Raw genomic sequence first — 26,949 nt, 5'->3', positions numbered from 1 at the left:
CTTCATTTTTCATGGTCTTTAATCTTTACTCTTTGTTCCTTAATTAATGGTGATGCTCTTCTACAGCCGAACCAATAAATAGGGCTGTAAGCATCGTAAAAATAAAGGCTTGTAAAAACGCTACTAGTAACTCTAACACATTCATAAACAATACAAATGCAACAGAAACTGGAGCGATAGCCAGTGTTTTAAAAATAAATATTAATGAGATTAAACTCAATATAATAATGTGACCTGCTGTAATATTAGCAAACAAACGAACCATTAATGCAAATGGCTTAGAGAATATACCTATAATTTCAACTACCCACATAATTGGCAATAACCAAAAAGGAACATCTGGCTTAAAAATATGGCTCCAGTAGTATTTATTACCATTAATATTAACGATAATTAAAACAACTACAGAAAGTACCATTGTTACTGCAATGTTACCTGTAACGTTTGCGCCTCCTGGAAAAATAGGAATTAAACCTAATAAGTTATTAAACCAAATAAAGAAAAACATGGTTAGTAATAGCGGCATAAATCTCTCAAATTTATACCCAATATTTGGTCTTGCAATATCGTCCCGTATAAAAATAATTAAAGGCTCTGCCCAAGATTGCAAACCTTTTGGTGCTTTACCTAATCTCTTTTTATAAGAACCTGCAATGCTTGTGAATACCAATAAAATTATTATGATAGCAAGAAACATTGATGCCACATTTTTAGTGATAGAAAAATCATAAACTTTTGCAGAAAGCTCTTCATCAATTTGATTATCTGATTTAAGAATTTTGATATGTTCGTGTTCTAATAAATAGGTGTAATTATTACCTAAATATGGCGTTGGATTGTGGTGCTCATCAACCAGTTTAGATGAAGAAAAAACTTCTAAACCTTGAGGGGTAAATAAAATAACGGGTAAAGGAACTGATAAATGCCCCCATAAATGCCAACTGTGGGAATCTCCAATATGTTCTAAAATAGTTACTGTTGGGTCAAACTTTTCTTCGTGATTTGGAGCAGAATGTTCAGAATTTACTTCTATTTTTTGAGCCTCATTTTCTTGCACTGCAAAAGAATTAAACGTTAAAAACAAAAGGAAAAGAGCGATTATGGCTCTGCTAGAGTAATTTTTAAAATTTAAAATGTGGCTAAAATACATCTATTACGTGTTTTTTACTTCTTAATTTGGTGGCGCAAGTTACACAACAAACAATAAATTTCAAAGACTGTAAAGAATAAATATATAGAAAAAAAGTTAAACAGGAATAAAACCGCCTCTACCTTAATTTTAAGGGTATAAATTAGTATAAATGTTAATGTTAAAAGTAGTCTTAAAACTATTGCTGCTAATAGTATAGAACTTTGATGACCCCCCCCAATTTTTAAACCTATTATTGAAAGGTAATAAACGATAAGGGTAATGCCAGCCATAAAGCCAAACATTAACCAAAAGTAAGGAATGAGTATAGTTTGCTGAAAAACAAAATTATCTAATCCTAAAAAAATTAATGCAATTGATACAACTAAGAAAGCGTAGTATGTTAAAAATTTGGAGGTTTTCAAACTGGTTATTTTAAACTTTTAATAACAATGTATATAGAAATAAAAACGCCAATTAAACTTAGGATACCTGTATAAATTGGAGTTTTGGTGTTTTGATACTCATCAATTTTATACCCAGCAAATGCAAAAACACCAATAATACCAATCATTTGAAACCCAATAGCAGAGTATTTAGCATAAGTATTAAGCTGTTGCTTCTCTTTTTTGAAAGGTTCTTTCTCCTGATTCATTAAATTGTGGTTTTGTAATTGATTTTGTTTGTAAAACACCGGTTTGGCAATGTCCACTTAGGTTAGCTCCATTCTCTACAACCAATTTATTAGATAAAATATCGCCAACAAGGTTTGCTGTAGCTTTAAGAAATAAAATCTCCGTTGTATTTACATCTCCTTTTACGTTGCCAGATATTTCAGCGCTTTCAGAAAATATATTTCCTATTACTTCGCCTGTTGCTCCTATAACAACTTTTGCTTTAGAGTTTACGTCGCCAGTAATTTTACCGTCTATTCTAATATCGCCTTTGGTGTTTAAATCTCCATTAATTTCTGTACCTAAACCCACAATATTAATTGTTCCTGCTTTTTGATTGTCATTCAAATTTTCTGTTTTTTTTCTTCCGAACATGATTAAAATTTAAAATGTCATATAATTTTTAGGATCAACCGCGTTACCATTAAGCCAAATTTCAAAATGTAAATGTGGTCCTGTAGAATACTCTCCCGAATTCCCAACAACTGCTATTACTTCTCCGGCTCTAACGAAACTACCTACTTTTTTCAATAAAACAGAACAATGTTTATAAAAAGTTACTAGATTATTACTGTGTTGTATGGCAATCACATAGCCCGTTTCTGACGTAAAATTAGAAAAAACTATAGTACCTTCTAATGTAGCTTTAATATTTTCGTTTTTTCTAGTTGAAATATCAATTCCATAATGTTGTATTTTAGGGTTAAACTCATCGGTAACTTGTCCTCTAAGTGGACTAAAGAAAGAATACGAAGCAATTCCTGATCTATTTTCATTTGCTTCTTCGTTTAAGTCAAACTTCCCTTCGGCCTCAATGTACTTCCTTAATTCTTTTTCTTCTTTAGATATTTTTTGATTAAGCCGTATGCTATCTGTTGCCTTTGCCCCATCGTTTGTAGGTTTACTTTGTTTAGCCATATTTACCTTGCCCGTAATAACATCTTTTAGGTTATTTAAATAAATTTCATTGGCTTTGGCTAATTTCTCTAAAGAATCAACTTTACTGTAAGCTTCAATAATTTCCTTTTTTGAACCAGCATCACTCGCAACAGATAAATACTCTCTTAGCGGTGTAAATTTGATGGTAGTAATTGTCAAAAAAATAAAAAGAATTGCAAAAGTTGCTGTTCCTATAATTAAGTACCATAAGGAAGCATTAAAGGATGCTTTCTCCTCAAAAGTGTCATCATTAAGAATAACCAGCTTGTATTTTTCTCTTAGTTTATCTATGAGTTTTCTTCTTTTACTCATTTTCGCTTTATTTTCTTTTCTTAATTAATATCTTTATTTTCTCAAAGTTGGCAATATAAAATAAATTTGCCCGTATTAAAGTTCGAATCATCTAAAAATAAAGTATTGAAACTGCATTCAAAAAGTACTTATATAATACTATCTACAATTTGTGTGTTGCTGTGGAGCTGTGCTGCAAAAAAAGATAAGCCTAAAGTTAAATTTATGAAAAATTTAACGGCACATTATAATATTTATTTTAATGCTAAAGAATCACTTTTAGAAAGTAAAAGAGCTATAACCAATTCTTATGAAGATGATTTTAGTCAACTATTAGCTATTTTTCCTGTACCAAGCCTAGAATCTTCTGGTAACGAGACCGAAAATTTGGATAATGTAATATTAAAAGCCAATACCATTGCATTAGAAAAATATGAAAGTAATTGGTTAGATGATTCTTTTTTACTTTTAGCTGATGCACAATACCTTAAAGGCGATTTTTATAATGCTATTGAATACTATAGCTATGTGGGTTTAAATTTTGAAAAAGAAAAGGAAAATAAATTAAAAGCTTATTTAGGTCAAGTTAAAAGTGATTTTGCATTAGATTTAATAAAAGAAGCAGATTCTGTTCTTAAAATGGCTGTAGCTTTAAAATACAAATACCATAAAGACCAAGTAGCCGCTTCACAAGCTAAATTAGCTTTAATTAATAATAATATTGATGATGCAATAATGCATTTGGAGAATGCTGTTAAATTCACAAAAAACAATCAACAAAAAATCAGGTGGAGATATGTTTTGGCTCAATTGCAAGAAATAAATGGTAAAACCAAAGATGCAGCTTATAATTACGAAAAAATAGCAAAAAGTAATGCTTCTTTTGAAATGTCTTTTAATGCAAATTTAGCTAGAATTAGAATAAGTGAAAATGCAGAAGGTAAAACATTTGATAAAATTGCCACCTTAAAAAAGCTATTAAAAGAAGACAAAAACAGACAGCTTAAAGACCAAATTTATTATCAAATTGGTAATGCTTATGACGAAAGTAATGATTTAGGTAAAGCGTCAGAAAACTTTGTGATTGCAGCACATACTATCCCAGGCACTGCTAAACAAAAAGGTTTGAGTTACTTAAGGTTAGCGCAATTGAATTTTGAAAAACTTAAAAATTATACCCAAGCACAATTGTATTATGACAGTACGCTGCAATATCTTCCAAAAAATTATCCTGACTATAAGAACATCGCAGTTAAAGCTAAGAATTTACAATATTTAGCAGATAGGTTAATCATTATTCAGAAAGAAAAAGATAAGCTGTATTTAGCTTCACTTAGCGATACAGAACTTGATACTAAAGTAGATTCTATATATCAAAGTAATGTTAAAACAAATGTTAAATTAGAACAAAACACTAACACTGGGCAGTCGGTAAGTATTTCCGATTTTTCATCGGCAAATAAAACAGCAAGTTCTTTTTACTTTTATAATGATGCCGCAATTAGCCAAGGATTTAGTGAATTTAAAAGAAGGTGGGGTGATAGGAAACTTACTGATAATTGGCGAATTAGCACAAGCAATTTAGCAGCATCAAATACAGATAAAGGTTTAAACCCTTTAGACCCTGATATTGATACAGATTTGACAGCTAAAGTGGAAAGCAGAGATAGTTTAAAATCTAAACTTTTGAGAACTTTACCATTTACTATTGCGTCAAAAAATTTATCTTATGATAAAATATCGACCTCATTATATGAAATTGCAGTTTTTTATAAAGATGAATTAAATGATGAGAGTGAATCTATTGCAGCATTTGAGGCCATTTTAATAAATTTTCCTAATGATAAAAATGCTGCAAACATTTATTACCAACTTTATAGGTTAACCGCTGTTAGCGACCCCAAAAAATCTGAATACTATAAACAAAAATTATTGGGTCTTTTTCCTGATTCTAACTACGCGAGATCTATAACCGACCCTAATTATGGTAAAGAAAAAGATTATAACTTATCTATTTTAAAAAACGAGTATCAAAATGCTTATCAAATGTATAATCAGAAAAACTATAGCCAGGTTTTAGCAAAAATAACTCAACTAAAATCAAAGTATGGTTCTTTTGAAGATTTAAGTCCACAATTTGCTTATTTAGAAGCTTTAGCAATTGGCAATACTCAAAAAACACCTGTTTTTTTAGCCAGTTTAAATCAAATTGTAGCAAATTATCCGGCTAATTCTGAAGTTACACCTTTGGTGAAAAGACAAATTAATTTTATCGGAATAAATAGAACAGCATTTGACCAAAGACCTACTGCGCTGTTATCAAGAGATGATAATGCGTACAATTATATTGAACCACAATTAGCAGTTTTAGCCCCTGTTAAAGAAAAATTAAATGTGGTTGATCCTGTAAAAACTACTCCAGAACCTTTAAAGGAAAAAGTAATTGAAAAACCAATAATTAAAAAAGAAGTAATTGAAACACCAAAAGAACCCATAAAAACCGAACAAGTTGTTATTGAAAAACCAAAAGAAATTGTAAAACCCGTACCAATTGTTGTTGAGGAGCCTAAAGAACCAGCGAAAACAGAACCAGCTGTGATTGAAACACCTAAAGAACCTGTTAAATTTGATCCTGTTGTTGTTGAGGAACCAAAAGAAATTATAATTGCAAAAGAACCTGAGGTTGAAAAGCCTATTGATGTACCAGTTGTTGAAAAACCAATAGAAAAAGTAGAACCCGCTGTAATTTTACCAGAAAAACCTAAGAGTTTGGTTTTTAGCACCAATGAAAGACAGCGACATTTAATTGTAATTGATATTTCTGATCCGAAACAAAATATTGCTCAGCCTTTTTCAAAGCTTTCTCAATATTTTTATTCTAAATTTGACCCTTCACAAGTAAAGTTGGTGATAAGAATTGTGGGAGGAACAGAGAAATTCATCATTATAAGTGGCAATTTTGTTAGTAAAAAAGATGTTGATTTAGTTGCTGATGAATTAAAAAATAACCTCCCAAAAATAATGGAAGGACAAACTACTGATTATACTCAATTTGTAGTTTCTGAAGAAAATTTAAAACTACTAACAGATAAAAAAGCAATAGACGAATATTTAAAATCTATTACCCCTAAAAAATAATGCAAAAAAAAACACAAATAACTGCTTCGGATATTAGTAGGTACAATAAAACATTCTGGAAAGTAATCATTGGCTTTGTATCTTTTATTGCATTAACAATTATAGCTACAAGTTTCGGCTTGTTTGGCGAATTACCTTCTTTTAGAGATTTAGAAAACCCAAAAAGTAACCAAGCTTCTGTTATTTATACTTCTGACAAAGCTGAATTAGGTAATTACTTTGTTCAAAACCGTTCTAGTATAAGGTATCAAGATATATCTGCAAATGTAATTAACGCCCTTATTTCTACAGAAGATGTAAGATTTAAAGACCATTCTGGTATTGATTTTAAAAGAACTTTCACCATTTTTCTTTATAATTTTATAGGCAAAAAACAAGGTGGCAGTACAATTACACAGCAATTAGCGTTAAACCTATTTTCTGAAGAAGGCCGGGCAAGATCTACTTTTAAAAGAATACCCCAGAAGTTGCGAGAATTAATTGTTGCCATAAAATTAGAGCGTAATTATACCAAAGAAGAAATTATTACCATGTATTTAAACACTGTTGACTTTGGGAATAACTCTTTTGGTATAAAAGCAGCCGCCCGTACCTATTTTAATACTACACCTGCAAAACTTAGCGCTTCACAAGCAGCTACTTTGGTTGGTATTTTAAAAGGTGTTACCATGTACTCGCCAACCAGAAATCCTGACAGGGCTTTAGGTAGAAGAAATTTAATTTTAAGCAAAATGTACGATGAGGACTTTATTTCTTTGGATGTATATGAGGCTGCAAAAACAAAAGGTTTAGAATTAAAATTTAGACCAACTAACCATAACGAAGGTTTAGCAACCTATTTCAGAACCATATTAAAACAAGATATTCAAAAAACTTTTGTCGCTTTATCAATCACAAAAGCCGATGGCTCTAATTATGATTTAGATAGGGATGGTTTAAAAATTTACACCACAATTGATTCTAAAATGCAATTATATGCAGAAGAAGCACAAAGGGAGTATATGAAAGATTTGCAAAACCAATTTAACAAACATTGGAAAGGAATGAATGCTTTCAAAGGCAACGAAAATTTATTGATTCAGGGAATGAAAAGATCTGATAGATATATTGCTTTAAAAGAAGAAGGAAAATCTGACGAAGAAATAAAAGACAATTTTAATACCCCTGCTAAAATGGGAATTTTTTGTTGGAAAGGGAATATAGATACCACCATGACTCCAATGGATTCTATTAAGTATTACAAAATGATTTTAAGAAATTCTATGATGGCTATGGATCCACAAAATGGAGAAGTTAGAGCATGGGTAGGTGGAATTGATTTTGAACACTTTAAATACGATCAAGTTAAAATGGGGAGCAGACAAGTTGGTTCTACTGCAAAGCCTTTTACTTATGCAGTTGGCATTGATAATGGTTACTCACCTTGCTATCAGGTAAATAATGTTCCATTTACCGTTACGGGTTACGGAGACCCTTGGACCCCAAGGGGGTATGGTTCAATTCCGGGTTATTTAACTTTAAGAAAAGCCTTAGCAAATTCACAAAACTTTATAACTGCTTGGGTTATGCAACAAGTTGGTCCAACTGCTGTGGCAACATTAATTAAAAGAATGGGTATAACTACAGATATACCACCCTACCCTTCTATCGCTTTGGGTTCTTTTGAAGCTTCAGTTTACGATATGGTGGGTGCTTATGGAGCATTTGTAAACCACGGTGTTTGGACGGAGCCAATTTATTTAACAAGAATTGAGGATAAAAATGGCAATATTTTATATGAACGTAAACCTAAAGTGGTACAAGCTTTAAATGAGCAAACCGCTTACGTGATGACTTATATGCTTAAAGGTGTTGTAGAACAAGGTACTGGTGTAAGACTACGTTACAAATACGGATTAAATAACCCTATTGGTGGAAAAACAGGAACAACTAATGACAACTCTGACGGTTGGTTTATGGGCATTACCCCACAATTAGTTGCTGGTGTATGGACTGGTTGCGAAGACAGAGCCATCCATTTTAGAAGCACCAATTTAGGTGAAGGTGCAAATACCGCATTACCTGTTTTTGCATTGTTTATGAAAAAAGTTTATGCCGATGGTTCTTTACGAATCACAAAAGGAGATTTTGAGGCTCCAAAAAATGGGGCAACGGTTACATTAGATTGTAATCAATATCAAAAACAAGACAGCCCAAGTTCAAGCGGCTCAAACACTGATGAAAGATTAGGCTTTTAATAAATACATTACATAAAAATGAACCACCTATATGGTGGTTTTTTTATTTTTGCATCACATGTTCGATTATAAATCTGCTTTAAAAAATGTACCTCATAAACCAGGAGTTTATCAATATTATGATGCTGATGGAGAACTGATTTATATTGGTAAGGCTAAAGATTTAAGAAATAGGGTTGCTTCTTATTTTAATAATGATAATTATAAAGTAAACGCAAAAACAAAAGTATTAGTTAGCAAGATAAGAAACTTAACTTTTACCATTGTTGATACCGAAATAGATGCTTGGTTATTAGAAAATAGCTTAATTAAAAAGCACCAACCACGCTACAATGTAATGCTTAAGGATGATAAAACTTATCCTTGGATTGTTATTAAAAACGAAAGATTTCCCCGTATTTTTTCTACCCGCAGACTAATCAAAGACGGTAGTAAATATTTTGGTCCGTACCCTTCTGTAAGTATGATGCATCATATTTTAGGGTTAATTAAAGAAACCTATCAACTCAGAAATTGCAGCTTAGCATTAACAAAACCCAACATTGAAGCTGGTAAGTTTAAAGTATGTTTAGAGTATCAAATAGGGAACTGCAAAGGCCCTTGCGAGGCATATCAAACAGAAGAAAGCTATAACCAGTATGTTGAAGAAATTAAGGATATTTTAAACGGAAAAATAGGCTTTGTTTTAAGAAACTTAAAAGATTTAATAACAAAAGCTGTAGGAGAATTAAATTTTGAGGAAGCGCACCGCATTCAATCTAAATATGATCTTTTAGAAAGATATCAAAGTAAATCAACCATTGTAAATTCATCAATTACAGAAGTTGATGTATTTAGCATTGCATCTGATGATAAAATTAGCTTTGTGAATTACCTAAAAGTAATGCATGGAACTATTATACAAACACAAACCATAGAAATTAAAAAGAAGCTTGATGAGTCTGACGAAGAACTTTTATCTATTGCGATATCTGAGTTTAGAACAAAATTTGAAAGCTTATCTAAAGAGATTATTGTGCCTTTTGAAATGGAATTGGAAGATGAGAATGTAAAATTTACTGTTCCTAAACAAGGTGAAAAAAAGAAGCTTTTAGAATTATCTCAAAAGAATGTACTATTCTTTAAAAAAGATAAAATTGAGCAGTACGAAAAACTTAATCCAGAGCTTAGAACAGAGCGTTTACTTGCACAAATGCAAAAGGATTTGCATTTAACGGAGTTACCACGTCATATAGAATGTTTTGATAACTCAAATTTTCAAGGTAATTATCCGGTTTCGGCTATTGTAGTTTTTAAAGATGCAAAACCATCTAAAAAAGACTATAGACACTATAATGTTAAAACAGTAGAAGGTCCTAATGATTTTGCGACAATGGAAGAAGCAGTTTACAGAAGATATAAAGGACTTTTAGCCGATGGAGAACCATTGCCGCAATTAATTGTGATTGATGGTGGTAAAGGGCAATTATCATCCGCTGTAAAAAGTTTAAAAGTTTTAGATATTTATAACAAAGTAGCTATCATAGGAATTGCTAAAAGGTTAGAAGAATTATATTATCCCGGAGACCAATACCCATTGCACTTAGATAAGAAATCTGAAACTTTAAAAATAATCCAACAATTACGGGACGAAGCTCACCGTTTTGGCATTACGTTTCACCGTAAAAAAAGAGATCAAGGTACGCTTAAGACAGAATTAGAATTAATTGAAGGTATAGGTAAAACTTCTGCACAAAATTTGTTGAAACACTTTAAATCTGTAAAGAAAATTAAAGAAGCTACAGAAATTGAATTAATGCAAGTTGTTAACACTAACCAAACAAAAGCAATTTTAAACTTTTTCCAACAAAAAAACCCTTCCGAATAGAAAGGGCTTTTGAATTTTTTCTTTATTTAAAGAATTAAGTATTTAGATTAGTGTTCCCACATATCTTGCTCGTACTGAATTAAAGATTTTTTTATCCTATCAGCTTCTAATAATTTATCTAATCCTAATTTCAAATCAGGTCTGTTTGCAAGTTTATATCCATCAGGATTTGATTCTTCAATAATTAAACTAGAGAAATATCTTAGCTGAAATACATCATCAAAGCTGTATCTAATTTTTTCGTTAGGATGGTAAACGTTAAATTTACAAATGAAATTTCTAATGGTTGGATAATTAAGATAAAACAATCCTACCATTCCTTCACCAGCTTCGCCTAATTTTACCGATGGATCTTTTAATTTAGGAATACTTTGAGAACTCGCAGCTAAACTGGGAACAATCATTCCTATAGCAATAATGAAAGATTTAAACTCTGCTCTATTGGTATCAAAATACCAATCCTCAACAACTCTTAAACCACATTTTGCTAATAATTCTTGATCAGAAAATTGTAATGGAAAACCTAAACCAGCAGATGCATCAGTTTTTGTAAGTAAAGTATTGTAGTCAATTAACTCTTCTACCCTACCAGTACTTGGGTTCCAGCTTTGGTAAGCTTCAATTTCTCCTGTAGAAATCCCTCTTAACAAAACTGTCAAAAAATTTCTGTTGGTATCAACAGGTGTTAAATACCTGTTAGTAGGGTCAGCAAAATAAATATCTCTTGTTAATCTTTTGGCAAAAATAACATCATCACTTTTAACCCTAGGCAATTCCGGAGCGCAGTTTATTGGCGTTTTACCAAGCTCTTTCTCTCTATTTACCTTTTCAGCATCTGACTTTTGAAAAATAGAGTAAATAGGCATTACTTTAGGTTTATCAGAATCCTTTTGTGCAAAAAGCTGACTAGTAACACTTACTAATAACAATATAATGCTTAATTTTTTCATATTATCTTCCTACTGATATACTTACTGAACCTTCCAGCGTTCTTGTTGTACCATCTTCACCTGAAACCACGATGCTTTGGAAACTCAAAATGTCCCCCGGATTTAAACTATTAATGGTGGATTTTATTGTACCCTCAAATGAGCCAGACTCTGACTTATAAAATAATGGATCTTGTCTTGGACGAGTTACAAATAAATTAAATTTAACGACTCTAAACTTTAAATCAAAGTCGAAGTTTTTTAATTCAGCTTCTAAACGACTAGTTGCTCTTGCTGTAGAAGAAGATATTTGCCCCGAACCCTTGTTTGCAAAAGTTGCAATTGGATCTGGTACTTCTTTAATTCTAAATTTTGTTACTCCTAAAACAGATGTTTTTCCTTTTTCTATTTCAGCAGAAACTGTTACAGTTGCTTCTGTACCTCCACTAACTTTAACAGTATAGTTTCCATTTGAGCCAGAAATTGAACCTGATGAAATACTGACTTTTAATTTTTCTTTTGCAATACCTGGAGCAGAAACAGAAACTGGATTTGGTACACCTTTATAAAACACATTCATTTTATCTGGTGAAACTACCGCTGATGGTTTTGCAACCTGATATTCTATTGGATCTGTTGTGAAAGATTTTATTTCGCCAGAAGTAGGATCTTTAAAAGAAACTGTACCAGTCCATTTATACATCCCTTCTTTTGTACTTCCTGCTTTATATTTACCTCTTCCATCAACATTTGGAAGAGAAGAACCGTTTACAGTTGCTGTAATTGGAATACTTGAACTTCCTGCTGTTAAAAAAACATCTGCTTCGTAAGTTTGACCAGCCAAAATGTAACTACTTTTTGCAACAGCAACTGCTTTATAAGAATCAACAACACCGCCACCAGTTGTATTTTGGTAAAGTTTATTAATTACATAGGCTTCTGCATTTTTAGCATCGTTTTGAAACTTTGCTAACAAAGTAATAGTTGATGTTAAAGGCTTACCCTCTCCAAAATTGTAATTAGCCCAAGATTGTTTAGATTTATTACTTGGATCTATTTTTGGCCAATCTAACTCTAAGCCAATACCTTTTGGTGTTTCTCCAATTAGTGAAGCCATTTTTTTAGCCGCATCTTCAATTTTCTTTTGCAAAACATCGCCTTTCTTACCTTCAACCAATTCTTTGTAAGAGACACCTAAATCATCACGCTTTTTTAAATCTCCGTTTTCTAATAATCCGTCTGTTAAAGTAATTAGGTCTTTTTTAACCTTTTCTATATCAGCAACTAAACCGTCTCCAATTCTTTTTGCTTCTAATGCTTTGTTGTAATTCTCTTCTGCCTTCTTTGGGGCGTTATCATAATAGTTTTTAAAAAGCGTCATAATAAACTTTAAACGATCGTTCATGTTATCATTACTTTTCTCCAACCCATCTCTAACTGTTTTAAAGGCATCTAAAACGGTATTACTTACGTTAAGTGCTAGCATTGCCATTAACACTAAGTACATAATACCAATCATTTTCTGCCTTGGGGTTTCCTTACCGCCTGCCATATCTTATTTATTTACCGTGTGCTAATTAATAATAATAAATTAAACTCTAGGCTGATTCATTGCAGATAGCATATTGCCATAAACTGCATTTAAACTAGTTAGATTTTTAGATAGTTTTGCAACTTCATCTTTAAACTGCTTAGAATCGTCCATTGATTCATTAAAATTAGACATGGTTTGAGATAAGTTTTGGTAAAACCTATTCATTGATTTTAAGTGTGCACTAGAATCTTGTAATTCTAATTCATAAACTGCATTTAATGCAGAAATATTTTTTCCTAAATTGTTAATTTGGTTATGGTATTCTTTTGAACCTTCTGTTGCTGCTGAAATGCTATTTACACCAACAGTAGCATTGTCAAACGCAACACCTAAACCGCTTACTTTTGTTGAAGCCGTTTTTACATTTGTTAAAAAATCTTCTGTAGCAACAGTAGCATCTGCAGCATTTGAAATTGCGCCAACTTTATTTGAAAAATTTTCTAACCCAGCTTTTATTTTAGCAATAGCATCGTCTCCAATTTGTAAATCTGGCAGGCCGCCACCACCTGTAGAACCTTTAATCTCTAACTCGTTTAATTTAACTGGTTTTGACATATCAATAGCTGTACCTTCAAATTCTTCTGATAGTTGTGGATACACTTTTTCCCAATGTGGATCTTTGTGTGGAGGCATAAAACCCATGATAAGAAACAACAAAGCTTCAGTACCTAAACCAACACCAATAATTAATTCACCACCTGGCCAGTGAAGAATTTTTGCCATTGCACCAATAATTACCACTGTAGCTCCCCATGAAATAATTGCATCCATGGTAAATAGGTTTCTTTTTTTCTTAGCCATTTTTTGAGACGTTTTTTTTTAGTTTAGGATTTTATTTTTTTTTATTGTTAAGGTTTCATTTTGCCTGGTTTATCTTTAATGTCTCTTCCTAAGAAAGGAGTAACACATCTAAAACCAATTGAAGATCTTGCAGAGTCTGGATATTCGTAAGATTTTGCAGAGTTTTGTAAGAAGTAGCCTATATCTTTCCAAGAACCACCTTTTACAACTCTCTTCTTATTATAATCAGGATCTCCTTTTTTTACTGCTTTATTAAAGGAAGGGTTCATTGTACTTACATAAGCAGTAGCAGCATCGCTATAAATAGAGCTTGTCCACTCAGCTACGTTTCCTGCCATATTATATAAGCCAAAATCATTAGGGAAATAAGATTTTACATAAACTGTAAATGCACCTCCATCATCAATGTAATTCCCTCTACCTGGTTTAAAGTTAGCTAACAAACATCCTTTAGCATTTCTGATATAAGGACCACCCCAAGGGTAACTTGTTGCTATTCTACCACCTCTTGCTGCATATTCAAATTCAGCTTCTGTAGGTAAATCGTAATCTAATCTTGCTGGTAAATTTTTTGAATTTTTGTAAGATTCGTTAAGTCTTGATCTCCAAACAGTAAATGCTTTGGCTTGTTCCCAAGTTACACCCACTACTGGGTAATTTGCAAAAGATGGGTGAGAGAAATAACCTTTAGCCATAGGGTCATTTTGTGCGTAAGTAAAATCTGAAATCCAAACTAAGGTATCTGGATAGATATAAGTTTCTTCTTTTACAATAAATTCATCTCTTTCTACAGTAGGAGCAGCTCCTTTTGTTAAATTTGGATCTCTTAAGGCTCTATAGTTTGCAGCTTTTTTATAATCTATCCAAGCGTAGTCATATTTTAACTGTTCTACTTTTAATTCTTTCTTATTAAAAAACTTTGCAGAACCGTCATAGTACATGTCTTTCTCTAATTTAGCAATTAGTTTTTTATCAGACCATAAACCTTTCTTGCCATTAACGTTACTCCAGTTAATATACTTTTGAGGAGTAGTTCCTGGAGCTCCTTTAAGCTTTGGAGTAATAAAATATTTCTTGTCTGTTTCTGGTACAACTTTAAATTGTTTGATGGCTATAGAATCTCTAACCCAGTTTACAAACTGTTTGTATTCACTATTAGAAATCTCAGTTTCGTCCATGTAGAACGCAGAAATAGTTACTTGCTTGTTTTGTGGAAACTGTGAGATGGTAACATCTTGATCTACTTGCCCCATTACAAATGTACCAGCAGGTATGTAAACCATCCCATAAGGAAGCTCTTGCTTTACCGTTTTGGAGCTGACACCGATTAATTCTCCTCGTCCGTCGCCTCTGCCACAGCTAAACAAGGCAAGAGTAATCAATATCATTATAGATATGAATAAATTTTTCATGTGCTCATCAAGTTTTATTGTGTTTTCCTTGTGTAAAAAAACGTCTCTAATATACAGAAATTCAACATTTTCAAATAAAAAATTTTTTTTTACTATTTCACGACTTTTAATTCATTCAAAAAGTAAATGTAAAGCCTTAAAAACTGTATTCATATACCAAATAATGGGTATATTAATAATTCAGTTTTTATCCTATTACGTTGCATTTTTGATAAGGTTTCAAAAAAAAAGCAACTAATTTACTAATAGACCTTATTATTAAAAGCGTAAAATTCTTATTTTATTGATTTTATGTACTGTTCTATGGCCATCGTCATGGATGGAGCTTCTGGAGTTGGCGCCAGAATATCTAAAATTAAATTTTTGTCAATAATAGCTTGTTGGGTAGTTTTACCAAATGCTGCTATTCTTGTGCTGTTTTGTTTAAACCCTGGAAAATTCTCATATAAAGACTGAACACTAGATGGACTAAAGAAAACAATAATGTCATAAAACACATTAGCTAAGTCTGATAAATCAGAAACAACAGTTTTAAACAATACCGCTGGTGTAAAATCAATACCTTGGGTTTTTAAAGCAGTTTCTGTAGCCTCGGCAGCAACATCAGAACATGGATATAAAAATTTCTCGGAAGTATGTTTTTTTAAAACCTCGGCCAAATCTTTGGCTGTTTGTTTCCCAAAGAAAATCTTTCTTTTACGGTATTGTATATATTTTTGTAAATAAAGCGCAATAGATTCTGATAAACAAAAGTACTTCATATCTGCCGGTACATCAAATCTCATTTCTTCACATACCCTAAAATAATGATCGGCTGCATTTCTACTAGTTAAAATAACAGCACTAAAATCGCCCATGTTTATTTTATCTTTTCTAATATCTTTACCAGGTACGCCTTCAACATGTATAAAAGATCTAAAATCAATTTTCAGATTTAAACTAGCTGCTATATCATAATATGGAGATTTCTCTCCTTCTGGTTCTGGTAAAGTTACAAGTACGCTTTTTACTTTAGTCTTTCGTTCTTCTAAATTATTCTCCATAAATCACTATAAACTAATATTTATTGTTTTTGCAAATAAAATTATCGGACAAATTTCAAAGGTGCAAAGATACAGAAATAAATAAAATTTTGATAATTGGTGATTTAATAAAATTTTAATTGCAATTCTAACAAACTGAAAGCCTATTAAGCCTGAAAATACTGCTAAAAAAGTCCAAACTATAACATTACCTTGATTAATACTTACTAAACTTAATACAAAAATAATGGGTAATAGAATAAATAAGGAATTTACGTAAGTAATATATATAACATTAAGGTACTCTTTGGTAATTTTCTGTATCTCAAATAGAAATCCAATTAATCTTAAGCTTAAAATTTTTATTCCGAAAAAAATAAACGAAAATAAAGAGATGACTAAAAATGAAGTAAAATCTGTCGCCAAATTTGAAGCCTTTGTTTTGTACATTAATAGGCAAATAAATAACCCTACAGTAAAAGAAAAAATTAAATACAAAAACACGAACTGCCATGTTATTAAAATATTGTCCTCTTTTCCAATTTGGCTCAGCGTTCTATCATCAAAAAAAGCTTTAAATATTACTGAAATTTCTTTGCTAAAGGCTACTTTAACTATAGCAAACAAGCATAATAAAACAATGGCCACCATTAAAAACCATTTTGGATACTTATTAATAAACACACCCAAACCGTAGCTATTGGTTACTTTCTTATAATTTTTTGGTAGTGATAATAAATAAGGATCTGTTGTTACATTGTCTCTTAACAGTTTTTCAACATACGGATTAGCTCTTTTAGGGTCGGGATTAAGGAAATACCAAGTAATAGAATCTCTTACAAAAGCTTTACGAGCTAAATTTGCAGAGTCTAAAGCTGTTAGTACTCTATATTTTATTTTAATAACAGTATCTGTTTTTTGAGTAGAATCTTGTAAAGCATATCCTAAACTTGTTTGAGTAATGCAGAAGAATAAAACAAATAAAAGAATATACCTCATAAAATTAAAAGTAGCTTAAAATACCAATATGTATTTTACCTTGCTGCAAATCTACTGGAATATTTTTTTGTTTTCCTAATGCGTAGCTTAAAGATGTGATACCAATTTTAGTTTGAAACGTAATACCTGCACCAAAACCTAAAGGATAATCTGTTGATTTTAGATTGGTAAAGCTTTGTTTTATATATGCCTGATCGTAAAAGATATTTACAAAAGAATTTTTTTCTACAAAATACCTAAACTCTGTAGTTTGTATGCTAAAGCTATTTACGTTGATAGATTGTTCATCAAAACCTCTTAAAGTTTTAAAACCTCCTATTCTAAATGCTTCGTTTTCAAAAATATTATTCCCTGTTAAAACCGCAGATTGGTTACGAAAGTACAAAACAGAACGAGAACCTAATTTTAGGTAATATTTTAAATTAGCTAAAATTTTAAATTGCTGACTAGCAGATTCCTCAAAAAAGTTAGCCGGATTAAAGTTTTGTGATGAACTAATTTTACGCTGACCAACTGCGGCTTCAAAAATCAAATCTGCACCGCTTAGCGGAATAAGTTTATTATCTAAATTTACATAAGCGAAGGCCAAACCGTAAAAAACAGAATTAATGTTAGCCGTTGGTGGAATAACTGAAGTTAAATTGTTTGTAGAAACTTGATTTCCGTTAAAGTTTTCTAAGAAAAAACTCAGCTTTTTGGTAAGGCTAAAATTATAATCGAAAGCTAGTTTTGTGCTCAAGTTTAAAAAACTGGTATCTCTTTTAAATAATTGAAAAGAAGTACTTACACCCAATTGGCTTTTAAAAATATAAGGATATACTATTGCCAGATTTAATTCTTGCGATTGTGATGGCAATCCTCGGTAATTAAAATCTAACGTTTCGCCACTTTTTAAAGCGTTTTTTAAGTTAAGCTTAAAATCTCCGGTTAATTGTAATTTACCAGTTTGATTATTTGGTAAAAAACCTATAACACCATCAAACTGGTTGGCATTTTGCTTATCAACAAACAAATTAATTTTTGTCCCATCGCCACTAAAAACAACTTCTGGTGGCTTAGGTAATGTCATGTAGGGCAAATCTTTTAAGCGTTTATCTATGTTTTTAACTTTTTCTTCATTATAGTTTTGCCCATTTTTTAAACCTAAATAACTACTTAAAAAGGCTTGACTTAACTTTGCACTTCCGACCAACCTTAATGTATCTATGGTTATTTTTTTATTGGGACTAATAAATACTTTTGCCGTTAACTGATTGTTAGGGCTTTGTAAACTATCTAGCCAAACTTGTGCAAACGGATAACCATTGTTTTGAAAATAGTTAAGTAATGAGGTATAGGTTTTACTTAAATCTTTAAGAGCAAGTGGTTTGTTTTTTTGAAATTGCTCTTTTAAATTTAAATCCGCAATAAGTTCAGGTGCTATGTTTCCATTTTTAAGATACATTCCTCTTTGTAGTTCCCCTAAACTTAAAGTGGCATTTAAAGTGTCATTTTCAAAAGTGCTTTCTATTATATCTATATCAAAATAACCTAAAAATTGTAATTGCCCAATTTGGTTTTGTAAAGCTTGATAAGCTGTTAAAGAATCTACTAAAGGCTTTGTTGAGTTAAATTTATAGCCTTTTGGTAAACCATTAACATTTAATTGAATAGGTTTGCTTTGGCTTAAGCCGATTTGGATTGTAAATAAAAATAGGATTAATAGGTGAAACCTAAGCATATACAAAATAAAGGATTATTTTGTGAAATTTGCTGTTGATTAATTAATTAAGATAGTGTGTAGGTTCTATCTATTCATTAAGCTATTCAACTTGCTTCAATATTTTTGAGGGGGGGTAACTTTATCTAACAAATCTGCTAATGGAACCTCAAAAAACTCACTAATACGTTCTAGCTTAGAAAAAGAGAAGTCTATTTTGCCATTTTCCCAATCTTTATAGGCGGTTCTACTGATATTTAAGCAATCTGCTACAAATTCTTGACTTTTTTTTTACTTACACGCAACTTTCTTAATGTTTCTCCCATTAAAAGGTTAGATTTTGAGCTATTCATAGTTTAATGTTTTTAGATAGACGAAAATACATATTGTTTGATGAAAATTGGCAAGCTTAGGTTGCCAATTGTTAATTAATTTGCTTTTACCTTGTGTTTATGTTTCGCGAGCATAAAAGGGAAAATACTTTGCCTTGCCAAGGTGGCGAAAGAAAGAATTTTAAAACAACTTAAATTTATTGAAATGAAAAATTTAGAGTTAGAAGGTTTTGGGTTGGTGGAGATGAAGCAAAAGGAGATGGTTGAAACTGATGGAGGTAAAAATTGGTTTTTTAAAGGTGTGGGAAATTTATTAGAGGCTATTTACATTGCCGGAAAAGAATTTAGAGATGGATGGAACTCGGTAGATTGTGATGAAAGAAAAAAAAATAACTAACATGGAAAATTTAAAGGATAATCTTCAATTAATAGAACTTTCTGAGTTAGAAGTTTTAAATATTAACGGTGGTAAAGGCAGTTTAATTTATAAAGCTGGACAATGGTTAAAAGAAGTTTTCTGTGATTGCTATTGGAATAGCGATTATGAAATGGATCGAGGAAGTAAAGCTGCTTGGACAGCCTTACATTAATTTAACACTTTGGGGAGTAATAATTATAATTCCCCAATGTATTTTAAAAGTTGACTTTTGAAAAGCTTTAATTTAAAAAATGAATTTTTGTTTTTTAGATTATTTCTAAAAAACCCAAATAAAGGAGGTATTGGAACTTCAAAACATAATAAATTTAATCATTTAATTTTCGCACTGGTAATTAATATACTAATAATAATCTCATTAGAGATAGTTGAAATAGGCTTTAATCTTATTGACAGAAATTTTCATAAGAATTTCTCTATACAAAACAACTTAGATGATGATTTAAACGGAATTTCAAAACCATTACTATTTCTAATACTTTGCATAATTGTGCCTACAGTTGAAGAAGTAGCATTTAGATTGCCTTTAAATAAAAACTTTAAATGGAGTCTGATTTTTACGTTTTTAATTATAATGCTAAGCTTAAAATTCAAGCCTAATGACATTACTACTATTCTAATGTCACTAACCTTACTAATTGTAATATTTGTGGCAAACCAAATTTTGAAAGCAAGGTTTAACTTAATTATTAATGAAATATTTTACGGTAAATATTTCTATATTTTCTTTTATTGTCTAACATTAATATTCTCATTATGTCATATAAACAATTATGAATGGAATAATTATACAATTATTAACGGTTTGATTTTCCTCTCCTTAAGTTTTATTATCGATTTATTGTTTGGATTTTTAATGCTCAACTGCGGATTTTGGTACTCACTGACACTACACATTACAAATAATTTTATTGGTTATATAATTTATTTCTCAATTAAATAAAGTGAATAATTCTATTGTTTTAAAATCAAATTTTAGTAAGCAAGGTCAGTTTATTTACATCATCATTTTAGTTAGTTTAATATTAGGATTCATTAGTCTGCCCTATCTAAAAACCACAATTTCCATCAAATCACAAGGTTTACTACAATCCTCAACAGAAAAAGCAGATTTAAACATCCCAGTAAACGGCATAATCAAACAAATCAATTTAAAAGACAATGCAAATATTACTGCAAAATATACTTTATTGGTTATAGATGCCAATTTACCAGAACAAGAAAATAGCAATATTACAGAAAGGGTAAACTTATTAAACCAAAACTTGGCAGATACGTATCAGCTTTTAAAGCAAAACCATGCTACCCTTAATTTAACAACCAACCAATATACTGCATCTTGGCAGCAATACCAACAAGAGGCAAGTAATGCCCTTTTAGCTAAACAGCAAAACCGAAGCATATACAAAATAAAGGATTATTTTGTGAAATCTGCTGTTGGTTGATTAATTAAGATTAATGTGCTGGTTCAATCTATTCATTAATCTATTCAACTTGCTTCAACATTTTTGAGGGGAGGGGGGGTAACTTTATCTAACAAATCTGCTAATGGAACCTCAAAAAACTCACTAATACGCTCTAATTTAGAAAATGAAAAGTCAATTTTACCATTTTCCCAATCTTTATAGGCCGTTCTGCTAATATTTAAGCAATCTGCTACAAATTCTTGACTTTGTTTTTTATTAACACGCAATTTCCTCAATGTTTCTCCCATTAAAAGGTTAGATTTTGAGCTATTCATAGTTTAATGTTTTTAGATAGACGAAAATACATATTGTTTGATGAAAATTGGCAAGCTTAGGTTGCCAATTGTTAATTAATTTGCTTTTACCTTGTATTTATGTTTCGCGAACATAAAAGGGAAAATACTTTGCCTTGCCAAGGTGGCAAAAGAAAGAATTTAAAAATCTTAAATTTATTGAAATGAAAAATTTAGAATTAGAGGGTTTGGGTTTGGTGGAAATGAAGCAAGATGAAATGTTAGCAGTTGATGGTGGTAGGTTGCCTTGGTGGGCATGGGCTCTGTGGGGAATTGCACTTGTTGGTTCATTAATTTTAGCTGATAACCAAACCGAAGAAGTTGAACAGACTGAATACTTAGCCTAAAATTTAATTCTTTTCAGGTTTAAAATCTGGAAAGAATTGTTATTTATAACCGTTATGTAAATGAAAATTATTTTTGCAATTTTTTTCCTATTTTTTTTTAATAATTCTTTTACCCAAACTAAATATACTTCACATTTTGGTTTCGGGTTTGGATTAAATACCTCTAAAATTAATGTAGACGATGTTTTAATTAAAAATTCTTATAAAAATGGATTTGATATGATTTTTTATTTTCACAAACAATTTGAAAAAAAAATATTAGTTGCTAGTGGCATTAATTTTAGTTTCAACAACTATCTCTTCAAGGGTAAAAATAACGAAATAAATATCAAATATAAAAAGGTATCGATTCCAATAATATTTGAATATATTCCTTTCAATAAATTACCCGTAGGAGTGGGGCTGGGTCCTGAAATTTCTATTAGTTCAGATAATTTTAGTTTATTACCAATATTAAACGATAGATTCAAACCCATTAATTCATCAATAATTTTAGTTGTGAATTACGCAATACCAATAAAGAACATTACAATAAAACCACAGATATCCTATGAAAGAACTATTAGCAATTTTTTTAAACAATCAAATGCTTATAAGTCTACATATAATTTAACCTTAGTCGTTTTTTGATATATGAAAGAACTAACAATAATTTTTATTTGCATTATTTTTTTTAATCTCAATTTATTCTCACAATCAACATTAATCGGGCAAGTATTAGATCAGAAATCATTTAATGCTATACCATTTAGTTTAATTCGACTTTCCAAAATTAATATACAAAGTATCTCAAACGAAGACGGTTTCTTCAGTTTTAATATCGTGGATTTGAATTTAGATGATACTATCACTGTTTCTAGTTTGGGTTATTCCACAAAGAAATTTACAATTGCTGAGATGCTAAAAAATCGAACCAATAAATTTTATTTGTTAGAGACGCCAATAAATTTATCTGAAGTGTCTGTACAGCCTATTAATGTAGTTTCGTTATTAAATAACGCTACAAAAGTATCATCTTTTAAATTTCAATCACCAATATTATTAAATGGCTACTACAGAGAAGTTGTAAAAACAGATACTTCAATATCTAAATACGCTGACGGACTAATAAGTTATTATTTGCAACGGGACAAAAAAACAAAAGTTGAAGTATTAACTAAAATCAACCAAAGTAGATTAAAAGAAATTAATTTGGATGATGATGATAGATTTGATGGATTAGAAAGTAAAATACCAGTTTCAAAATTAGCAGAATTTATAGAGCCGATTAGTGCGTCGATATTAGACAGTAATAATTTCAAATACTATGATTATCAAATTCAGGAAGTGAACGAAGGAACAATTTATGTTATAAAATTTAAACCCAAACCAAATACAAACACCCCTCTATACCAAGGGGTTATAGAGATAGATAAAATGACAAATTTTATTTTATCTATAGAATATAAATTTTCGCCTACACCTAATTTTAAAGTATTAAAAAATGTTACAATCCTTGGTATGAGTGTGAGTATTACAGATATTACAACGATAGTTAAATACAATTTAGAAAATGAAAACTATTTTCCAATATATGTTTATAAACGCATTAATTTTTCCACAAACTTTAAAAAAATTAGTCAAACCAATGAAGTTAAAAGCGAATTTATTACAGTAGATTTTAAAAATGAAGGCATTGTTAAACCAATCGAATTATTTAAAAAGAAATATTTATATCAAAATGGAAATAAGTTTACTTATAATTTTTGGGAATATTTAAATATTAATCCAAATAGCAAACTAATAAATAATTTCTTAAAAGATTAATTATCTAAAAGGGATTTAATACAAATGAACAGTCTTACTTATCGCTATTCTCTTTCAAAAACTAGCTCTTTAATATATTTTACATTTCTAATAGGAATTATTCTAATTTTAGTTTCTCTACCCTACCTCAAAACCACAATTGCCATAAAATCACAAGGATTATTCCAATCTGCTTTAGAAAAAACAAACTTAACCATCCCAGTAAATGGGGTTATTAAAAGAGTTAAATTAACAGATAATCAAAAAACAATAGTTGATGATACTTTATTAGTGATTGATGCTAGCTTACCAGAACAAGAAAACAATATAGTGAGTGAAAGGGTAAACTTGCTAAAAAACAGCTTGCAGGATTTAAATGTTTTAATCATTCACTCTAAAAACAATCAAATTGCTATATCTAATTTAAAAACAAGTCAATATCAAGCGGTATGGCAAGCTTATGAGCAAGAAATGAGCAATGCCTTATTGCAAAAAGAACAAGCATTAAACATTTTTGCAAGGTATGAGAAATTATATAAAGGAGGCGTTTTAACCAGCGCAGAATATGAAAAACACAAATTTGATTATAACCAAGCCCTCAACAATTGTTTGCTGTTAACTAAAAAGTACAACAGCCAGTGGCAAACAGATTTAAACCAATATAAAGATGAGTTAAGGCAACTTTCGGCCAAAACCTTGCAAATTGGAGAACAAAAAAAGCTTTATGTTTTAAAAGCACCTGTTAAAGGAACACTACAAAATATAACTGGCTTACAAAATGGCACTTATGTATTTGCCAATCAAAAAATTGGAGAAATCTCGCCCGACACTAAACTCACAGCTTACTGTTACATTAAACCATCTGATATTGGCCTAATTAATAAAGGGCAAAGTGTACGCTTTAATATTGATGCTTTTAATTATAACCAATGGGGCTTTGTTACAGGTAAGGTATTAGATATATCTGATGATATTTTAATAGCAGATAACCAACCTGTATTTAAAGTAAAGTGCAGTTTAGATACTGATTTTTTACAATTAAAAAATGGTTACAAGGGTTATCTAAAAAAAGGGATGACCTTTAATGCCCGTTTTATAGTTACAGAAAGAACCTTGTATCAATTATTATTTGATAAGGTTGATGATTGGGTAAATCCAAACTTAGCAGCTAAATAATCACATCATTCGGTCTCTTTTCATTCTTACGATTTCATTTTACCTTAAACCCTCTACCTTAAACCTCATACCTTATATAACAGAATGAACATCAAAATAAAACAAAGAGACATTACAGATTGTGGCGCAGCATGTTTAGCTTCTATTGCATCGCATTACAAACTTAACCTTCCTGTAGCTCGTATCCGCCAAATGGCAGGTACCGATAAGAAAGGCACTAATGTTTTAGGAATGATTGAGGCTGCACAAAAAATAGGTTTTGATGCAAAGGGAGTAAAAGGACCTTTTGAGAGTTTGTTTAAAATCCCTTTACCTGCCATTGCTCATGTTATAGTTAAAGAGGTTTTACAACATTATGTGGTGATTTATAAAATCACAAAAAGTTTTGTTGAAATTATGGACCCAGGAGATGGGCAAATCCATAAAAAAAGCCATGAAGAGTTTAAAAAAGAGTGGACGGGTGTTTTAATTCTTTTAATGCCAGATGATGGTTTTAAAATGGGAAATGAGAAAGTTTCAATTAATGCCAGATTTTGGAGTTTAATAAAGCCTCATAAAAGCATTTTGATACAAGCTATTTTTGGAGCAATAGTTTATACTATTTTAGGTTTATCCACCTCTATTTTTGTTCAAAAAATAGTTGATTTTGTTTTGGTTGACGGAAATAGGAACCTATTAAACCTGATGGGAACTATTATGATAGTTTTGCTTTTTGTACAACTATTTATAGGTACTATGAAAACCATATTTACTATCAAAACTGGCCAAATGATAGATGCAAACATTATTTTAGGATATTATAAGCATTTATTAAAATTACCGCAACAATTTTTTGATACCATGCGAGTGGGTGAAATTATATCTAGAATTAATGATGCTGTAAAGATTAGAGCTTTTTTAAATGATGTTAGCATTAATTTTTTGCTTAATATTTTCATTCTGTTTTTCTCTTTCGCTTTAATGTTTACCTACTATTGGAAACTAGCTTTGTTATTAATTGTGGTTATACCGTTGTATGGTTTTATTTATTGGGTTACTAATAAACTTAATAAAAAAGTACAGCGTAAATTAATGGAAGATAGCGCCGAGTTAGAATCTCAATTGGTAGAAAGCTTAAATGCCATGGGTACCATAAAAAGATTTGGTTTAGAGGACTTTGCTAATGAAAAAACAGAGACCCGTTTTATAAAATTGTTAGATTCAATTTATACCTCAAGTATGAATGCGGTTTTTTCTGGCACATCGTCAGAATTTATATCCAGAATCATAATTATTATTTTACTGTGGGTTGGTGCTGGTTTTGTTTTAGATAATGAAATAACACCAGGCGAATTACTTTCTTTTTATGCTTTGGTAGGATATTTTACAAGCCCTGTTGCAGGATTGATAGGTATGAATAAAACGGTACAAGATGCTGTAATTGCAGCCGACAGACTGTTTGAAATAATGGATTTAGAACAAGAAAATCAAGAAAATCAAATTGAGCTTACGGAAACACAAATTGGAACTATCCAATTCCAAAATGTATCTTTTAGGTATGGAACTAGGGTGCAAGTTTTTGATGATTTGAATTTGAGTATCCAAAAAGGAAAGTTTACTGCCATTGTTGGTGAGAGCGGATCTGGAAAAAGCACTTTAATGGCTTTATTACAAAACATTTATCCTATACAAAAAGGTAAAATCAGCATTGGTGATTACGATATTAAATACATCAAAAATTCTTCTTTGAGAGGCTTAGTTTCTGTTGTGCCACAAACTATTGACTTGTTTGCAGGCCATGTAATTGATAATATTGCCATTGGTGATGATGAGCCGGATATGCAGCATATTATTACTATATGCACTCGTCTAGGTATTTTAGATTTTATAGAAAGTTTACCTAAGGGTTTCCAAACTTATTTAGGAGAAAACGGTGCAACATTATCTGGCGGACAAAAACAAAGGATAGCTATTGCTAGAGCTTTATACCGCAAGCCTGAGATTTTAATATTAGATGAAGCTACCTCGTCTTTAGATGCCAAGGCAGAACATTATGTGCAAGAAACCATTAATTTTTTAAAAGAAACAGATAAAACCATCATTGTAATTGCGCACCGTTTAAGTACTATTTACCAAGCCGATAAAATTATAGTTTTAGACCAAGGGAAAGTTGTTGAGGAAGGAGTCCACCACGAATTAATAGATAAAGAACATTATTATTTTAATTTATGGAAACAGGCATTTCCTTTGCAAATGGCTGTTTAATCATCAAAAAATTATATCTTTAACTAATAAAAAAATTTAACCCATGGAAAATTCAGTCATCATCATCACCGGTTTATTTTTGCTTTACAACATCATTGTTTTCTCTTCTTTTTTTTATAAAAAATATTACCTAAAGCAA

24 protein-coding genes and 1 pseudogene are annotated in these 26,949 nt (G+C 30.8%); 12 read left to right on the top strand and 13 right to left on the bottom strand.

Annotated features, from left to right (window positions below):
- Nucleotides 1–43: 43 nt before the first annotated feature.
- The 4 genes from atpB to ACFSSE_RS02850 form a co-directional block, all read right to left on the bottom strand.
- A complete protein-coding gene (gene atpB, locus ACFSSE_RS02865) occupies nt 44–1,150 on the bottom strand; it encodes a F0F1 ATP synthase subunit A (RefSeq protein ID WP_379040575.1) in 1,107 nt (368 codons plus the stop codon).
- Nucleotides 1,151–1,559: 409 nt separating this feature from the next.
- Complete coding sequence (locus tag ACFSSE_RS02860) at nt 1,560–1,784, bottom strand: AtpZ/AtpI family protein (RefSeq protein WP_379040577.1); 225 nt, start codon at nt 1,782–1,784, stop codon at nt 1,560–1,562.
- Complete coding sequence (locus ACFSSE_RS02855) at nt 1,738–2,178, bottom strand: bactofilin family protein (protein ID WP_379040578.1); 441 nt, start codon at nt 2,176–2,178, stop codon at nt 1,738–1,740. Before ACFSSE_RS02855 ends, ACFSSE_RS02860 begins: the two co-directional genes overlap by 47 nt.
- A gap of 9 nt (nt 2,179–2,187) precedes the next feature.
- A complete protein-coding gene (locus ACFSSE_RS02850) occupies nt 2,188–3,054 on the bottom strand; it encodes a M23 family metallopeptidase (protein ID WP_379040579.1) in 867 nt (288 codons plus the stop codon).
- A gap of 153 nt (nt 3,055–3,207) precedes the next feature.
- Here ACFSSE_RS02850 and porW point away from each other — a divergent pair, with 153 nt between their 5' ends.
- Genes porW through uvrC form a run of 3 tightly spaced genes read left to right on the top strand, consistent with a single transcriptional unit; the run spans nt 3,208 to nt 10,275 of the window.
- Nucleotides 3,208–6,171: a type IX secretion system periplasmic lipoprotein PorW/SprE gene (gene porW / locus ACFSSE_RS02845; protein WP_449304940.1), complete on the top strand. Its 2,964-nt coding sequence runs from the start codon at nt 3,208–3,210 to the stop codon at nt 6,169–6,171.
- The gene (locus ACFSSE_RS02840; RefSeq protein ID WP_379040581.1) at nt 6,171–8,408 is read left to right on the top strand and encodes a penicillin-binding protein 1A; all 2,238 of its coding nucleotides are present in this window, start codon (nt 6,171–6,173) and stop codon (nt 8,406–8,408) included. Before porW ends, ACFSSE_RS02840 begins: the two co-directional genes overlap by 1 nt.
- Nucleotides 8,409–8,466: 58 nt before the next feature.
- Nucleotides 8,467–10,275, top strand: coding sequence for an excinuclease ABC subunit UvrC (gene uvrC, locus ACFSSE_RS02835; protein WP_379040582.1), 1,809 nt, complete (start codon nt 8,467–8,469; stop codon nt 10,273–10,275).
- Nucleotides 10,276–10,322: 47 nt separating this feature from the next.
- On the opposite strand, the gene ACFSSE_RS02830 is transcribed toward uvrC, so the two are convergent.
- The 8 genes and pseudogenes from ACFSSE_RS02830 to ACFSSE_RS02795 form a co-directional block, all read right to left on the bottom strand.
- Nucleotides 10,323–11,225, bottom strand: a complete 903-nt coding sequence (locus tag ACFSSE_RS02830; protein WP_379040584.1) for a hypothetical protein — start codon at nt 11,223–11,225, stop codon at nt 10,323–10,325.
- Between the two features lies 1 nt (nt 11,226).
- A complete protein-coding gene (gene porM, locus ACFSSE_RS02825; RefSeq protein ID WP_379040585.1) occupies nt 11,227–12,756 on the bottom strand; it encodes a type IX secretion system motor protein PorM/GldM in 1,530 nt (509 codons plus the stop codon).
- A gap of 39 nt (nt 12,757–12,795) precedes the next feature.
- Nucleotides 12,796–13,599, bottom strand: coding sequence for a type IX secretion system motor protein PorL/GldL (porL, locus tag ACFSSE_RS02820; RefSeq protein WP_379040586.1), 804 nt, complete (start codon nt 13,597–13,599; stop codon nt 12,796–12,798).
- A 47-nt stretch (nt 13,600–13,646) separates the two neighbouring features.
- Nucleotides 13,647–15,011, bottom strand: a complete 1,365-nt coding sequence (gene porK / locus ACFSSE_RS02815; protein WP_379040588.1) for a T9SS ring complex lipoprotein PorK/GldK — start codon at nt 15,009–15,011, stop codon at nt 13,647–13,649.
- 275 nt (nt 15,012–15,286) lie between these two features.
- Complete coding sequence (locus ACFSSE_RS02810) at nt 15,287–16,054, bottom strand: uroporphyrinogen-III synthase (RefSeq protein ID WP_379040589.1); 768 nt, start codon at nt 16,052–16,054, stop codon at nt 15,287–15,289.
- Between the two features lie 6 nt (nt 16,055–16,060).
- Nucleotides 16,061–17,032 carry a DUF4271 domain-containing protein gene (locus ACFSSE_RS02805; protein WP_379040590.1) on the bottom strand — a complete coding sequence of 324 codons (972 nt, stop codon included), beginning with the start codon at nt 17,030–17,032 and terminating at the stop codon, nt 16,061–16,063.
- Between the two features lie 4 nt (nt 17,033–17,036).
- Nucleotides 17,037–18,752, bottom strand: a complete 1,716-nt coding sequence (locus ACFSSE_RS02800) for a hypothetical protein (RefSeq protein ID WP_379040591.1) — start codon at nt 18,750–18,752, stop codon at nt 17,037–17,039.
- A gap of 96 nt (nt 18,753–18,848) precedes the next feature.
- Nucleotides 18,849–19,010 (bottom strand): annotated as a pseudogene (locus ACFSSE_RS02795) (helix-turn-helix domain-containing protein); the annotation flags it as partial.
- Nucleotides 19,011–19,268: 258 nt separating this feature from the next.
- On the opposite strand from ACFSSE_RS02795, the gene ACFSSE_RS02790 reads away from it, so the two are divergent.
- From ACFSSE_RS02790 to ACFSSE_RS02775, 4 genes are read left to right on the top strand one after another with little or no spacing between them, the layout of a single operon-like run.
- A complete protein-coding gene (locus ACFSSE_RS02790; protein WP_379040592.1) occupies nt 19,269–19,460 on the top strand; it encodes a hypothetical protein in 192 nt (63 codons plus the stop codon).
- Between the two features lies 1 nt (nt 19,461).
- Nucleotides 19,462–19,653: a hypothetical protein gene (locus tag ACFSSE_RS02785; RefSeq protein ID WP_379040594.1), complete on the top strand. Its 192-nt coding sequence runs from the start codon at nt 19,462–19,464 to the stop codon at nt 19,651–19,653.
- Between the two features lie 57 nt (nt 19,654–19,710).
- On the top strand, nt 19,711–20,442 hold the full coding sequence (locus tag ACFSSE_RS02780) for a hypothetical protein (protein WP_379040595.1): 732 nt from the start codon (nt 19,711–19,713) through the stop codon (nt 20,440–20,442).
- Nucleotide 20,443: 1 nt separating this feature from the next.
- Complete coding sequence (locus ACFSSE_RS02775; protein WP_379040596.1) at nt 20,444–20,944, top strand: hypothetical protein; 501 nt, start codon at nt 20,444–20,446, stop codon at nt 20,942–20,944.
- A gap of 44 nt (nt 20,945–20,988) precedes the next feature.
- On the opposite strand, the gene ACFSSE_RS02770 is transcribed toward ACFSSE_RS02775, so the two are convergent.
- Nucleotides 20,989–21,240 carry a helix-turn-helix transcriptional regulator gene (locus ACFSSE_RS02770; protein WP_379100699.1) on the bottom strand — a complete coding sequence of 84 codons (252 nt, stop codon included), beginning with the start codon at nt 21,238–21,240 and terminating at the stop codon, nt 20,989–20,991.
- 182 nt (nt 21,241–21,422) lie between these two features.
- Here ACFSSE_RS02770 and ACFSSE_RS02765 point away from each other — a divergent pair, with 182 nt between their 5' ends.
- The 5 genes from ACFSSE_RS02765 to ACFSSE_RS02745 all read left to right on the top strand — a co-directional run bounded on the left by ACFSSE_RS02765 (nt 21,423) and on the right by ACFSSE_RS02745 (nt 26,810).
- On the top strand, nt 21,423–21,605 hold the full coding sequence (locus ACFSSE_RS02765) for a class IIb bacteriocin, lactobin A/cerein 7B family (RefSeq protein ID WP_379040599.1): 183 nt from the start codon (nt 21,423–21,425) through the stop codon (nt 21,603–21,605).
- Nucleotides 21,606–21,665: 60 nt separating this feature from the next.
- Nucleotides 21,666–22,235, top strand: a complete 570-nt coding sequence (locus ACFSSE_RS02760) for a hypothetical protein (protein ID WP_379040601.1) — start codon at nt 21,666–21,668, stop codon at nt 22,233–22,235.
- Between the two features lie 3 nt (nt 22,236–22,238).
- Nucleotides 22,239–23,411 (top strand): carboxypeptidase-like regulatory domain-containing protein, encoded by a 1,173-nt coding sequence (locus ACFSSE_RS02755; protein ID WP_379040602.1) that lies wholly within the window; start codon nt 22,239–22,241, stop codon nt 23,409–23,411.
- 24 nt (nt 23,412–23,435) lie between these two features.
- Complete coding sequence (locus ACFSSE_RS02750; RefSeq protein ID WP_379040604.1) at nt 23,436–24,566, top strand: HlyD family secretion protein; 1,131 nt, start codon at nt 23,436–23,438, stop codon at nt 24,564–24,566.
- A gap of 84 nt (nt 24,567–24,650) precedes the next feature.
- Nucleotides 24,651–26,810 (top strand): peptidase domain-containing ABC transporter, encoded by a 2,160-nt coding sequence (locus ACFSSE_RS02745; RefSeq protein ID WP_379040605.1) that lies wholly within the window; start codon nt 24,651–24,653, stop codon nt 26,808–26,810.
- The last annotated feature ends 139 nt before the right edge of the window (nt 26,811–26,949 follow it).

Origin of the sequence: Pedobacter alpinus (assembly GCF_042684645.1) — a bacterium.
In the GTDB taxonomy this organism is placed as follows: domain Bacteria; phylum Bacteroidota; class Bacteroidia; order Sphingobacteriales; family Sphingobacteriaceae; genus Pseudopedobacter; species Pseudopedobacter alpinus.
The sequence above is the reverse complement of the archived record's forward strand: the minus strand, read 5'-3'. Positions and strand labels throughout refer to the sequence as shown.

Coding starts and splice junctions, on each gene's coding strand:
- ACFSSE_RS02760 (WP_379040601.1), top strand. CDS start 21,666: ATGAAAATTATTTTTGCAATTTTTTTCCTATTTTTTTTTAATAATTCT.
- ACFSSE_RS02800 (WP_379040591.1), bottom strand. CDS start 18,752: ATGCTTAGGTTTCACCTATTAATCCTATTTTTATTTACAATCCAAATC.
- ACFSSE_RS02850 (WP_379040579.1), bottom strand. CDS start 3,054: ATGAGTAAAAGAAGAAAACTCATAGATAAACTAAGAGAAAAATACAAG.
- ACFSSE_RS02860 (WP_379040577.1), bottom strand. CDS start 1,784: ATGAATCAGGAGAAAGAACCTTTCAAAAAAGAGAAGCAACAGCTTAAT.
- ACFSSE_RS02745 (WP_379040605.1), top strand. CDS start 24,651: ATGAACATCAAAATAAAACAAAGAGACATTACAGATTGTGGCGCAGCA.
- ACFSSE_RS02840 (WP_379040581.1), top strand. CDS start 6,171: ATGCAAAAAAAAACACAAATAACTGCTTCGGATATTAGTAGGTACAAT.
- porL (WP_379040586.1), bottom strand. CDS start 13,599: ATGGCTAAGAAAAAAAGAAACCTATTTACCATGGATGCAATTATTTCA.
- ACFSSE_RS02770 (WP_379100699.1), bottom strand. CDS start 21,240: ATGAATAGCTCAAAATCTAACCTTTTAATGGGAGAAACATTGAGGAAA.
- ACFSSE_RS02830 (WP_379040584.1), bottom strand. CDS start 11,225: ATGAAAAAATTAAGCATTATATTGTTATTAGTAAGTGTTACTAGTCAG.
- ACFSSE_RS02785 (WP_379040594.1), top strand. CDS start 19,462: ATGGAAAATTTAAAGGATAATCTTCAATTAATAGAACTTTCTGAGTTA.
- porK (WP_379040588.1), bottom strand. CDS start 15,011: ATGAAAAATTTATTCATATCTATAATGATATTGATTACTCTTGCCTTG.
- porM (WP_379040585.1), bottom strand. CDS start 12,756: ATGGCAGGCGGTAAGGAAACCCCAAGGCAGAAAATGATTGGTATTATG.
- atpB (WP_379040575.1), bottom strand. CDS start 1,150: ATGTATTTTAGCCACATTTTAAATTTTAAAAATTACTCTAGCAGAGCC.
- ACFSSE_RS02855 (WP_379040578.1), bottom strand. CDS start 2,178: ATGTTCGGAAGAAAAAAAACAGAAAATTTGAATGACAATCAAAAAGCA.
- ACFSSE_RS02755 (WP_379040602.1), top strand. CDS start 22,239: ATGAAAGAACTAACAATAATTTTTATTTGCATTATTTTTTTTAATCTC.
- ACFSSE_RS02765 (WP_379040599.1), top strand. CDS start 21,423: ATGAAAAATTTAGAATTAGAGGGTTTGGGTTTGGTGGAAATGAAGCAA.
- uvrC (WP_379040582.1), top strand. CDS start 8,467: ATGTTCGATTATAAATCTGCTTTAAAAAATGTACCTCATAAACCAGGA.
- ACFSSE_RS02790 (WP_379040592.1), top strand. CDS start 19,269: ATGAAAAATTTAGAGTTAGAAGGTTTTGGGTTGGTGGAGATGAAGCAA.
- ACFSSE_RS02805 (WP_379040590.1), bottom strand. CDS start 17,032: ATGAGGTATATTCTTTTATTTGTTTTATTCTTCTGCATTACTCAAACA.
- ACFSSE_RS02810 (WP_379040589.1), bottom strand. CDS start 16,054: ATGGAGAATAATTTAGAAGAACGAAAGACTAAAGTAAAAAGCGTACTT.
- ACFSSE_RS02750 (WP_379040604.1), top strand. CDS start 23,436: ATGAACAGTCTTACTTATCGCTATTCTCTTTCAAAAACTAGCTCTTTA.